Raw genomic sequence first — 12,163 nt, forward strand, 5'->3', positions numbered from 1 at the left:
CACTAGCTACCTGCCTTTTCAAACGCTTGCTCTAAATCTGCCTGCAGATCCTCACCGTCTTCGATGCCCACCGACAACCGAATCAAGCCATCTTTGATCCCAGATTGCTCACGAATTTCTTTAGGGATCGAGGCATGGGTCATCACGGCTGGCACTTCTACCAAGCTTTCCACGCCACCTAAGCTTTCTGCTAAAGTAAAAATCTTTAATGATTCAACAAATTCTGCTGTTTTCGATTCATCGTTTAGTTCAAAAGATATCATACCGCTATACCCAGACATCTGTGATTTGGCGATCTCATGTCCTTCATGGGCAATCAATCCTGGATAATAAACCTTTGCGACAGCTGGATGTGCTTGTAAGTAGTGGGCAATTCTCATCGCGTTGTTTTGATGTGCTTCCATCCGCAAAGCAAGTGTTTTGATGCTTCGTTGGATCAACCAGCTATCATGAGGCCCCAATACACCACCAATGGCGTTTTGTAAAAAAGCAATTCTTTTGGCGATTTGCGGCTCTTTGGCAACCGCTAACCCAGCTACTACATCACTGTGTCCACCGAGATACTTGGTAGCACTGTGAATCACAATATCTGCGCCTAATTGTAGCGGCTTTTGAAAGTAAGGGGTCGCAAAGGTATTATCCACGATCGTCAAAATGTCCTGTTTTTTAGCTAGTTGGGCAACGATTGCGATGTCCGTGATCTTCAATAATGGATTAGTCGGCGTTTCCAGAAAGATCGCTTTGGTTTCTGGAAGGATGGCTGCTTCAATGGCAGCTAGCTCATTTGTTTTGACAAGTGTATAAGACAATCCGCTTTTTTCTAATACTTGATGGAGCAAACGAAACGTCCCGCCATATACATCATCCCCTAAAATGATATGGTCTCCAGTCTGAAACAGCGAGAAGACCGCATGGGTGGCTGCTAATCCAGAGGCAAAAGCAAACCCATGGGCGCCTTCTTCCAGATCCGCAATCAATTCTTCTAAGGCAAATCGAGTTGGATTGCCTGAACGACTGTATTCATATTGCTTTGGCTGACCAAGAGCATTTTGCCGATAGGTTGATGTTTGGTAAATTGGCACACTAACAGCACCAGTCATTTCGTCTTCGCTGATACCGCCGTGGATTACTTTTGTATTAAAATGCATGGTTTACTCCTCCTATGAATGGGGTGATTGCTGATTCACCCGCATAAATCTGTTTTGATAGATAGCGATCGCCTCCATCTGGAAAGACGGTAACGATCGAGCTTCCAGTTGGTAATTCGAGGCTTTCTTTTACTGCTGCTGCCATCGCCGCTCCACTTGAACTTCCAACAAGCAAACCATAGTTTCTTGCCAAGTAACGAGTAAAAGCAAAGCCTTCCGCATCACTGATCGTATAAATTTGATCAATAAGCAAATCGTCAAAAAATTGTGGAATGAACTCAACACCGATCCCTTCAATCTCATGTCCATGGGCAGGCCCGCCATTTAAGATCGATCCTTCTGGTTCAACGACAGCAAGTCGAGTGCTTGATTTTTGCTTTTTTAAGTATGTTGCGACACCCGCGAAGGTCCCCCCGCTGCCAGCTCCAGCAACAAAGCTGTCAATTTTTCCAGATAACTCCTGAAAGATCTCTGGGCCTAAGGTTGCTTGGTAGGCTGCAGGATTGTTTTGATTGTGAAATTGCATTGGCATATAACTATTTGGTAGCTGTTTTGCTATTTCCTTTGCTTTTTCAATCGCCCCTTGAATGCCTGCTTCAGTGGGCGTATGAACGATGGTCCCGCCCAACGCTTCAATCAGTTGCTGCTTTTCAAGGCTAAATTTTTCAGGAATGACAAAAATCATTTTTAAGCCATACTCGATTCCAGCTAAAGCTAAACCAATTCCAGTATTTCCCGCTGTCGGTTCGATAACGGTTGTCTCATAATCGATCACATGCTCGCGAAACGCTTCATCGATCAAATACTTTCCTAAGCGGTCCTTGATACTTCCACCAGGATTTAAATACTCAAGTTTCGCATAGATGGTACTTCCCTTTTTGCCGCCAAATGCTGCGGCATCAAATTCAAAGAATGGGGTGTGCCCAATCAATGCTTTTATATTATTAACGATCATCGCTCGACTCCTCGCTCAACTTTGTTTGTCACAACTCGTATGCTTCATGTACTCATTTTCATTTGCAATCATCAGCCGTCGCCAATGAAAGCGGTAAAAAACAGCAAACAAAAAGGGGTACTGACTATTACATCAGTACCCCAAAAAAATGTCGTCTTATCCGGATAGAAGTGAATCACTAAAGAAACTTCAGCGATCTTCTGCGACAAAGGAACTAATAATAGGCATGACAAATCGGTATGCTGCTTTTTGCACCATACAACAACAACAGGTAGTTTGTGTGTTGACGTTTGTCATGTCTTGTTCCCTCCTTTAATTTGCTTGTTATCAAAATAGCACGACTCTTTTTTATTGTCAAACGTTTTTTGAAATCACCGAGCACACATTGATGATCTTTAATAAAATAACATCATAGAGGATAGTAAGCACTCACATAGGCATCCACGGCTTTGATCGCTGCTGCAACATCTTCTGCAGAAACTGGGAATGGCATATTGTGGATCGTTTCCCCTTCGATGGTTGCTTGCTCGCCAATTTTTAATAGGTCTGCATCGCTGGCTTCCGCAAGATGCATGTCGGATAATGTCGTCGGTAATTCTAATGCCTGATACAATTCTATATATTGGTCGAGCTCTTCAGGATCTGCATTTTCCAGCATTAATTGAGTGAGTGTTCCGTAAGCAACCTTCTCACCATGGGTCAGATCATGAACGTCTCCTTCAAGGGCTGTCAAGCCATTATGAATCGCATGAGCTGCTGCCAATCCAGCACTTTCAAAGCCTAAACCACTTAACAGAGTGTTGGCTTCCACGATTTGTTCAAAAGCTTCGGTAACGACTTGTTTTTTATTTGCTTGATAGGCTTTCAGTGCATTCTCAAAAAGAATCTCTTCGCATTTTTCAGCGATTGCCATGCTGGCAATTGGTTGAATACCACCCACCATATTCTTACTATGGCTTCGGGCAACGGCGCGTGCTTCGACATAGGTTGCTAGTGCATCCGCAATACCCGCTGCAAGTAATTTGGCAGGCGCTTTCGCAATAACGGCTGTATCCACTAAGACAAGTTCAGGGTTTTTGTTGTAAAAACGATATTTTTCAAAGCGACCTTCATCTGTATAAATAACAGAAAGTGCCGAAGTTGGTGCATCAGTAGAAGCGATCGTTGGCAAAACAGCAATCGGTATGTTTAATTCATCCGCAACAGCTTTCCCAGTATCGATGGCTTTCCCGCCACCTAATGCAGCAATTACTTCAATGGATTCGCTTTTGGCTTTAGAGACGATACGATCGATTTCATTTGCAGAAGCTTCTCCACCAAAAATTTCTTTTACCGGACCTAAATCAGCCGCTTTGAGATTTTCAAATAAATCTTCCCCGGCAATTTTCCAAACTGTTTCATCGGTCAAAAGCAGCACTTTCTTTCCTAGATCTTTAATGTGAGATAAACCATCCTTCAATACTCCTTTTCCTTGAACGTATCGTGACGGACTCGCAAATATTCTTTCCATTGTATCTCCTCCTTCAATTGGTCTACTTTTATTGTGACACACTAAGCAAGCGATTTCAAAGGAAAAGAAAAAAAGATGGCCAAGAAGATTCGATTCTCGCCCATACTGCACATTTATAGCCATACAAACACTCATGCCCTTATAAAACTGATGGTTTTATAAGGGCATGAATTGGATTATTTACTTGTTATTTCTTTTTCCCACCAAAAGCATCTTTCATTTTATCAAAAAATCCTTCTGGTTGTTGTTCGGTGGTTTCATGACCACTAGCTTTTGCATAAGCCCGCAATGCTTCTTTTTGTTCCTCATTTAAGTTCTTAGGTGTGATCAGCTTCACTTTGACTTGTTGATCGCCATTGCCGCCTCCCCGTAAGCGAGGTGCTCCTTTACCGCGTAAGCGGAAGTTCGTACCTGTTTGGGTCCCAGCTGGGATTTTTAACTTCACATTCCCGTGAACGGTTGGCACATTGACCTCATCTCCTAAAGCTGCTTGGACAAAGTTCAACGGCAACTCGTAATAAATCTCTGAACCGTCACGATCAAAAATATCACTTTCTTCCACACGGAAAACAACGTATAGGTCCCCATAAGGACCACCATTGGTTCCAGCTTCCCCTTGGCCAGATAAACGCATTTGTTGTCCATCTTCGACACCTGCAGGCACGTTGACTTTTACATTATGTTTTTTCTTTTCATGGCCAGTACCATGACAGGTTGTACATGGTTCTTTGATTTCTTTCCCAGTTCCATGACAAACATCACAGGTTTGACGGCTCATTACACGACCAAGCGGTGTTTGACGTTCAACATTGATAGTACCTGCACCATGACATTTATGACAGGCTTCTGGTGAAGTACCTGGTTTTGCCCCGTTCCCGCCGCAGGTATGACAGGTTTCTTCACGATTGTATTGAACAGTTTTTTCCACTCCGAAAATCGCTTCTTCAAAGGAAAGATCAACCGCATATTGCAAGTCTGCTCCTTGTCGAGGTGCATTAGGATTGGCTGCTCTGCCGCCTCCACCACCAAAAAACGATTCGAAAATGTCTTCAAATCCACCAAAACCGCCACCGGAGAAACCGCCACTGTTAAAGCCGCCGAATCCACCGCCATAACCGCCTCCGTAGTTCGGATCGGTACCAGCATGACCATACTGGTCATAAGCAGCTCTTTTTTGGGAATCACTTAATATTTCATAGGCCTCAGAAATCTCTTTAAACTTTGCTTCTGCATCAGGTTCTTTATTGATGTCTGGATGATATTGTTTTGAAAGCTTACGATAAGCTTTTTTGATTTCGTCATCCGAAGCCCCTTTTTGTAGACCTAAGACCTCATAATAATCTCTTTTGTCTGCCATTGGCTTCCCTCCACTCTATTCTTGCGTCTCTCGTATTTTAGCATATAATTCGCTCTAGAAAAATACGTTTCGCAAATTCATAAGAAAAAGCCAAAGCGGTGACTTTGGCTTTTTCACAAACAGCGATTATTTATCGTCACCGTCTACTTCTTCAAAGTCGGCGTCAACCACATCGTCTGCGCCGCCTTGTGCAGCTTCTGGATTTTCTTGTGCTTGTTGTTGTGCTGCTTGTTCGTATAATTTAACGGTTAAGTTTTGTACGATTTCATTCAAAGCATCACGTTTCGTTTTCATTTCTTCTAAGTTGTTTGCTTCAACCGCAGCTTTCAACTCATCACGAGCTTCTTCCGCTTTTTTGACTTCGTCTGCATCCACTTTGCCTTCAAGCTCTTTCAATGTTTTATCAACAGTGAACAACAAAGCATCGACGTCATTGCGTAGATCAACTTCTTCTTTGCGTTGTTTGTCGGCTTCAGCGTTTGCTTCAGCATCTTTTACCATGCGTTCGATTTCTTCATCTGATAAACCTGAAGATGATTTGATCGTGATTTTTTGTTCTTTTTGTGTACCTAAATCTTTTGCAGAAACATTGACGATCCCATTTTTATCAATATCAAATGTTACTTCGATTTGAGGGATGCCACGAGGTGCTGGTGGAATATCCGTCAATTGGAATCTACCTAATGTTTTGTTGTCAGCTGCCATTGGGCGTTCTCCTTGCAAGACATGGATATCAACGGCTGGTTGATTGTCTGCTGCAGTTGAGAAGACTTGTGATTTACTTGTAGGGATCGTTGTGTTACGATCGATCAGTTTTGTGAAGACGGCACCCATTGTTTCGATACCTAATGATAATGGTGTAACGTCTAGTAAGACGACATCTTTCACATCACCTGTGATCACGCCACCTTGGATCGCAGCACCCATCGCTACCACTTCATCTGGGTTTACTGATTTGTTTGGTTCTTTATTGGTTTCTTTACGAACAGCATCAACTACTGCTGGAATACGTGTTGAACCACCAACTAAGATGACTTCATCGATTTCTGATTGTGATAAGCCAGCATCTTTCAAAGCTTGACGTACTGGAATTTTTGTCCGTTCGACTAGGTCTGCGGTCAATTCATCGAATTTCGCACGAGTCAAGGTCATTTCCAAGTGCAATGGACCAGCATCACCAGCTGTGATAAATGGCAAGCTGATTTGAGTACTTGTTACACCTGACAAGTCTTTTTTCGCTTTTTCAGCAGCATCTTTCAAACGTTGCAAGGCCATTTTATCTTTTCCAAGATCAATGCCGTTTTCTTTTTTGAATTCTGCTACCATGTGATCGATGATTTTGTTATCAAAGTCATCCCCACCTAGGTTGTTGTCCCCAGCAGTTGATAATACGTCAAAGACGCCATCCCCTAATTCAAGGATCGATACGTCGAAAGTACCGCCACCTAAGTCAAAGACTAGGATTTTTTCATCTTTATCTGTTTTATCTAATCCATAAGCTAAAGCTGCAGCAGTTGGTTCGTTGACGATCCGTTCTACTTCAAGACCGGCAATTTTACCAGCATCTTTGGTTGCTTGACGTTGCGCATCGTTGAAGTATGCAGGAACAGTAATGACTGCTTTTTCAACTTTTTCACCTAAATAGTCTTCGGCAAATCCTTTGATGTATTGAAGAACCATTGCGGAAACTTCTTGTGGTGTGTAAGATTTGCCTTCAACTTCTACTTTGTATCCAGCTTCACCCATATGGCGTTTAATAGAAGAAATCGTATTCGGGTTTGTTACTGCTTGGCGTTTTGCAACTTCCCCTACTTGGATCTCACCGTTTTTGAATGAGACAACAGAAGGTGTGGTACGGTTCCCTTCTGGATTCGTAATGATTTTTGCTTCGCCACCTTCAAGGACAGCAACAGCTGAGTTTGTTGTTCCTAAGTCGATACCGATAATTTTACTCATAAGTAATACACTCCCTTTTTTAATTTAAACATCTACTTATAGATAGAAAGAACTATTGTGCAACGATGACCATGCTTGCACGCAAGACACGATCATGCAATTTATACCCTTTTTGCAAGACAGTAACGATTGTGTCTGCCGGTGTTTCATCAGAGGCAGGTACAGTCTGCACCGCTTGATGCAAGTTCGGATCGAACATTGCACCTTCAGCAGGAATCTCTTCGATTCCCTCTTCTTTTAAGGCTTGACGCAGACTTTCAAGAACCATTTCAACGCCTTTTTTCAAATTCGCAGCTTGGTCTTGATCGACATCTGCTGCCATCGCTCGTTCCAAATTGTCGATTGCTGGCAACAGTTTTTTGCCAAGATCTTGCGAGCGGTATTTTTGTAAAAGTTCCCGCTCGTTGCGGTTACGTGAAGTGATATTTGCGATCTCTGCACGAGCACGCAGGAATTGATCTTCCAATTCGTTATTCTTTTCTTGCAAAAGTTCCAATTCGCTTTTTTCCACTGCTTCTTCCTCTGGTTGAGGAGTCTGTGCTTCAGTTTCAGTTGATTCATTTGAAGATTCAGTTGTTTCTGCGGTTTCTTCAGCAGTTTTATCTAATTCTTCATCTAAACGCTCTTCTTTTTCCGTCACGTTTCAACCATCCCTTCTACGATTTGTTTCATTGCCGCTTATTCATTGGCAGCGTCTAATGCGCGATAATAATCGGCCAATTTTTTTGCTAACTCGCCTCGAAAAACTTCCATCAATCCAAACATCCGTGAATACGGCATACTTGATGGACCTAATAAAGCGATCGTTCCTTGTCCATGACCTTCGATTTCATAGCTGGCTTGGATCAAACTCATATTTTGTAACAAGTCGTTGCCAAGCTCAGAGCCGATTCTGATTTGAATCGCAGAATCTCTTGGCGCCAGCAGCTGTGTCAGCTGATCTGCGTTTTTCATAAATGAATACATCGATTTGAACTGACTAACATCTTGCGTCGGTTCAAAATCCAGAAGATTCATTCGCCCGCCGACGAAGATTTTTTCTTCAAAAATATGGCTCAGCATCGTATCAAAGAGATCAACGATTCCGTCAGTCGTTTGAAAATACTTATGCAGAATCATAGGAATCTCGGTTCTTAATCGATGGTAGACCGTCATTAGAGGTTCACCGATCAATTTGTCGTTGATGATCCTTACCATTTTTTCCAAATCTTCGCTGCTCATCGATTCAGGAAGAGCAAAGACTTGATTTTCGACATTTCCTTTATCCGTCACGATGATCGCGATGATCTGTCGTGCATTCAAAGGGACGATTCGAAAGCCCGTCAATTTCCTTTCCTTCATATCTGGTCCGAGAGACAACGCTGTATAGCTAGTCAAGTTGGACAAGATCGTGGCAGACTGCTGGATGATTTCATTGATTTCATGAAAATCTTTTCCAAAAGAATGACGAATGGTTTGAATTTCGTTTTGGTCAACTTCAGATGGCTTCAATAAGTGATCAACGTAATAGCGATACCCTTTTATTGATGGCACACGCCCTGAAGATGAATGTGTTTTTAGCAGAAGTCCAGCTTCTTCCAGCGCCTTCATCTCATTACGAATGGTGGCAGAGCTAGCTTCAACCCCATCTTCCATCAATCGTTTCGAGCCCGTGGGCTGACCAGTATTCGTATAGTTTTGGATGATGAGGTGTAAAATCATTTGTTGTCTAGGTGTCAACATTTTATCCACTCCTCCGTTAGCACTCATTCCTATTAAGTGCTAACACGATTATAAATATACCATATTTGCTAGGAATGTCAAGTATTTGCATCACTTTTTTAGCACTCTTTCTAAGAGAGTGCTAAAAAAGAAATCAAAAAAAGAAGCAGCGCGAAATGGCTACTTCTCTTCCTTGTTCTTTCTTATTTTTCTCCATCCAAGAGAAATGCTTCAAACACTTCGTTGCCAATGAACATCCCAGCTTTCGTTAAAAAGACACGATCACCTTGACTAGCCAACCAGCCTTTTTGAATCAACTGTTCGCTAGTTGAACCATAGATTTCCTGAAAAGACTTCCCGAATTTTTCTGCAAAGCGTATTTTTGAAATGCCAGCCTTTTTACGAAGGCCTAAAAACAGTTCCTCTTCCATTTGATTACTGGTTGTCAATTCTTCGGTTTCATGGATTGGCAATTGATTTTCCTGTAATGGTTTCAAATAATGCTGGATTGGACCTTTATTCTTGTAGCGGGTCTGTCCAAGATACCCGCTGGCGCCTGCCCCAAATCCAAAATAATGTTCATTGTTCCAATACACTAGATTATGCAAGGACTCATACCCTGGTCGTGCAAAATTACTGATTTCATATTGATTCAAGCCAGCTTTTGTCATCGCGGCGATCGCCTCATCAAACATCTGCGTTTCAGCTTCTTGAGAAGGCAGCGCCATTCTCCCTTGGCGAACCCAGTTCATAAACATGGTTTTGTTTTCTAAAATCAAGGAATACATCGCATAGTGAGGCAACCCGAGATTAATCGCTCGCGTCAGTGTATCACGGAAGCTTTCTATGCTTTGTCCCGGAAGTGCATAAATCAAATCGATCGTCACATTCTGAAAATCATGTTTTTCCAGCAGCTGAATGGTTGAATAAACATCTTCAGCGGTATGCTTGCGGCCAATTTTTTTAAGCAAGCGATTATCAAAGGTTTGGACCCCCATCGACAAGCGAGTGACTTGATGGTTTTTCAAAACCAGCATTTTTTCTTCACTCAAATCACCAGGATTTGCTTCCACGGTAAACTCTTTGGTTGTGTGGGTCGGCAGCAATTCATGCACACCTGAAAGCAATCGATCCAGCTGGTTCGCCGAAAGCGACGTTGGCGTCCCGCCGCCGATATAAATTGTTTCCGCCTCATTGATAGGCTGACGCAAGAGGGTCAGCTCAATTTCTTTTAGTAACGCTTCGATGTACTCATCCACTGGCTGCCCTTCTAAAAACACTTTGTTGAAGTCACAGTAATAGCAGATATGTTCACAGAATGGTATATGTATATACGCAGAAATATTTTGCGCGCTTTTTGTAGATGGATCGTTTATTGTTTGACCTTCAGGCATTCCTAAGTGATTCTCCTCTACCTTCTTTTTACTCCCATCGCTGAGAGCATCGGCACTCATTGTAGCATAGTTCTTAGAATTCTCCTATCACTTGGACTATTTTGGGCAAGAAAAAACACCACTTCCAAGAAGTGATGTCTTCAAATAGTCATAGCAAAAATTAAGAGCACTACTCTTATTAAGTACGGTAAAATACCGCTTTTGTTCTTATCCCACCCAGAAAAAAATCTGTTTGTTACAAGAACTAACACTTCCCCCAAACTGTTAGCGCCACAATAGATAAGCTGTTGCTGACGGCTTACTTAACAAGAGCAGGACTCTTATTCTTGAAAGACAATTGCTTGTCTTATCTGACTTAAGTATACCTTTTTTAAAAAATTAAGTCCTATCATCTTTTTCACCAGTCTATGAAAACGATGAGAATCATCCCCTTGGCGACCGTTATAGAATGTGTAGCAAAATATCGATCAGATAGCGGATCAACCGATACGCAATAAATAAGAAGAAAATATTTCCCAGCAAGAATTGAAAAACATTGCCGATCGATCCTTTAAAGGAGCGAAAGCTGAAATAACGCGACCAACGATTGAACCCGTTTTGGCGATTTCGTTTCAAACGATACGCTTCATCATACTTCATTTCCAAGAGGTCATAGTAAAAAATCATCAAGGGTTGTTGCACAAAGAAAACTTTTTTATAGCCTGCCATCAACGTGTACTGCTTATTATTGGAAGGGAAGTTGCGATTGCCGTTTTTCTTCACGCGCATCGTTGTTCCATCGTTCATTGGGAACGCATAATGATCCTCGAATTCTGTCAGTTGATGAATTTGCGGCACCTGATTTTCTTCTTCAAAAGCACGTACGACCTCACTCGCCTTCTGATAAAGTGAAACTAGCCACGCCATCATCCCTAGCAAAATACCTAACAAGATGATATTTAAAAGCAAACTTTCTTGTAACAAAAATAAATAACCTAAGATAATCAAAATCGCCACACCAAGGGCAATCATTCTTCTACGGAAATAACTGCGATACATCAACTCAAAAGAGCGCCGATAATAGGCAAAATCTTCTTTTACAAAATCCATTTTTTCCACATCTTTCTGCGTTTAGGTTGCTGATAATGTATCAAAGATCCTTTTGAAAGTCAATTTACCGAAAAAGTTTCAGCGTCTGATTTGTTTCAAACAAGAAAACGTTTTATAATGGAAGATGTAACAAAAAAAAGCGATGAAAGTAGGTTGAGATACGTGATATTACAAGAAACATTTACCTTGCAGAACAAACTGACAATTCCTAAGATTGGCCTTGGAACCTGGCAATCTTCTCCAGAAGATGCTTACAACGCCACAAAATTTGCCATTCAAAACGGTTATCGACATGTCGATACAGCGGCAGCTTACAAAAACGAAGAAGCGGTTGGGAAAGCTGTGCGCGATTCAGGCGTTGCCCGCGAAGAAATTTTTGTTACCACGAAAGTACCTGCTGAGTTGAAGACCTATCAAGAAGCGGTTGATAGCATTGATGCTTCTCTAAAAAAACTTGACTTAGGGTATATCGATTTGATTTTGATCCACGCTCCTCGTCCTTGGAAAATCATGGGAAACAATCCAGAAAACAAAGATTTTTATCTTGAAAACATCGATGTTTGGAAAGCACTAGAAGAAGCCTACTTAAGTGGGAAAGTAAAATCAATTGGTGTTTCCAACTTCGATCAAAAAGATTTACAGAATATTTTTGATCATTGCGATGTGAAACCGATGGTCAACCAGTTTGTTTACCATATTGGACGTACAAATGAAGAGTTATTGGCATTTTGTAAAGACCACGAAATTTTAGTGGAAGGCTATTCTCCAATCGCCACCGGTCGTTTACTCGATAACGATGCAGTGAAGACGATTGCGGAAGCTTATGGAAAATCTATTCCACAACTTTCAATTCGTTACTTGCTACAAAAAGACATTCTGCCATTGCCAAAATCCGTTCATGAAGAATACATTTCTGACAATGCCAAAGTTGACTTTGAAATTTCTGAAGAAGATATGAAGAAATTGGATGCGTTGCAAGCTTAAGAATGCTTGCGTTTAATTGAAAAAAGCAGTCCGATCAAGTCCAGTAAATGCTGGTCATGGATCGGGCTG

The 12,163-nt window shown here is 41.8% G+C and carries 10 protein-coding genes; 1 reads left to right on the forward strand and 9 read right to left on the reverse strand.

All coding sequences use genetic code 11. From position 1 onward, the window contains the following. Positions 1-2 precede the first annotated feature (2 nt). The 9 genes from P0G38_RS09820 to P0G38_RS09860 form a co-directional block, all read right to left on the reverse strand. Positions 3-1,148 (reverse strand): cystathionine gamma-synthase, encoded by a 1,146-nt coding sequence (locus P0G38_RS09820; RefSeq protein ID WP_275850490.1) that lies wholly within the window; start codon positions 1,146-1,148, stop codon positions 3-5. After that, positions 1,138-2,103: a PLP-dependent cysteine synthase family protein gene (locus tag P0G38_RS09825; protein ID WP_275850492.1), complete on the reverse strand. Its 966-nt coding sequence runs from the start codon at positions 2,101-2,103 to the stop codon at positions 1,138-1,140. The genes P0G38_RS09820 and P0G38_RS09825 overlap by 11 nt, the downstream gene beginning before the upstream one ends. A gap of 409 nt (positions 2,104-2,512) precedes the next feature. Then, a complete protein-coding gene (locus tag P0G38_RS09830; RefSeq protein ID WP_275850494.1) occupies positions 2,513-3,613 on the reverse strand; it encodes a glycerol dehydrogenase in 1,101 nt (366 codons plus the stop codon). A gap of 187 nt (positions 3,614-3,800) precedes the next feature. Next, complete coding sequence (gene dnaJ / locus P0G38_RS09835) at positions 3,801-4,970, reverse strand: molecular chaperone DnaJ (RefSeq protein WP_275850496.1); 1,170 nt, start codon at positions 4,968-4,970, stop codon at positions 3,801-3,803. A gap of 126 nt (positions 4,971-5,096) precedes the next feature. Then, positions 5,097-6,926, reverse strand: coding sequence for a molecular chaperone DnaK (dnaK, locus tag P0G38_RS09840; RefSeq protein WP_005235649.1), 1,830 nt, complete (start codon positions 6,924-6,926; stop codon positions 5,097-5,099). Positions 6,927-6,978: 52 nt separating this feature from the next. Beyond that, positions 6,979-7,566, reverse strand: a complete 588-nt coding sequence (gene grpE, locus P0G38_RS09845) for a nucleotide exchange factor GrpE (RefSeq protein WP_005225935.1) — start codon at positions 7,564-7,566, stop codon at positions 6,979-6,981. A 38-nt stretch (positions 7,567-7,604) separates the two neighbouring features. After that, positions 7,605-8,648 carry a heat-inducible transcriptional repressor HrcA gene (gene hrcA / locus P0G38_RS09850; protein ID WP_087627396.1) on the reverse strand — a complete coding sequence of 348 codons (1,044 nt, stop codon included), beginning with the start codon at positions 8,646-8,648 and terminating at the stop codon, positions 7,605-7,607. A 182-nt stretch (positions 8,649-8,830) separates the two neighbouring features. Further along, complete coding sequence (gene hemW / locus P0G38_RS09855; protein WP_275850502.1) at positions 8,831-10,021, reverse strand: radical SAM family heme chaperone HemW; 1,191 nt, start codon at positions 10,019-10,021, stop codon at positions 8,831-8,833. A gap of 441 nt (positions 10,022-10,462) precedes the next feature. After that, positions 10,463-11,110 carry a hypothetical protein gene (locus tag P0G38_RS09860; protein WP_087627395.1) on the reverse strand — a complete coding sequence of 216 codons (648 nt, stop codon included), beginning with the start codon at positions 11,108-11,110 and terminating at the stop codon, positions 10,463-10,465. A gap of 117 nt (positions 11,111-11,227) precedes the next feature. On the opposite strand from P0G38_RS09860, the gene P0G38_RS09865 reads away from it, so the two are divergent. Beyond that, entirely contained in the window at positions 11,228-12,094 is an 867-nt protein-coding gene (locus P0G38_RS09865; RefSeq protein ID WP_050759602.1) for an aldo/keto reductase, read from the forward strand. Positions 12,095-12,163 lie beyond the last annotated feature (69 nt).

The sequence above is a fragment of the Enterococcus casseliflavus genome (assembly GCF_029215545.1).
GTDB classification, from domain to species: domain Bacteria; phylum Bacillota; class Bacilli; order Lactobacillales; family Enterococcaceae; genus Enterococcus_D; species Enterococcus_D casseliflavus.

Excerpts from the sequence above, each read along its gene's own strand:
- hemW (WP_275850502.1), bottom strand. The coding sequence starts at position 10,021 with ATGCCTGAAGGTCAAACAATAAACGATCCATCTACAAAAAGCGCGCAA.
- P0G38_RS09820 (WP_275850490.1), bottom strand. The coding sequence starts at position 1,148 with ATGCATTTTAATACAAAAGTAATCCACGGCGGTATCAGCGAAGACGAA.
- hrcA (WP_087627396.1), bottom strand. The coding sequence starts at position 8,648 with ATGTTGACACCTAGACAACAAATGATTTTACACCTCATCATCCAAAAC.
- P0G38_RS09860 (WP_087627395.1), bottom strand. The coding sequence starts at position 11,110 with ATGGATTTTGTAAAAGAAGATTTTGCCTATTATCGGCGCTCTTTTGAG.
- dnaJ (WP_275850496.1), bottom strand. The coding sequence starts at position 4,970 with ATGGCAGACAAAAGAGATTATTATGAGGTCTTAGGTCTACAAAAAGGG.
- P0G38_RS09825 (WP_275850492.1), bottom strand. The coding sequence starts at position 2,103 with ATGATCGTTAATAATATAAAAGCATTGATTGGGCACACCCCATTCTTT.
- dnaK (WP_005235649.1), bottom strand. The coding sequence starts at position 6,926 with ATGAGTAAAATTATCGGTATCGACTTAGGAACAACAAACTCAGCTGTT.
- P0G38_RS09830 (WP_275850494.1), bottom strand. The coding sequence starts at position 3,613 with ATGGAAAGAATATTTGCGAGTCCGTCACGATACGTTCAAGGAAAAGGA.
- P0G38_RS09865 (WP_050759602.1), top strand. The coding sequence starts at position 11,228 with ATGGAAGATGTAACAAAAAAAAGCGATGAAAGTAGGTTGAGATACGTG.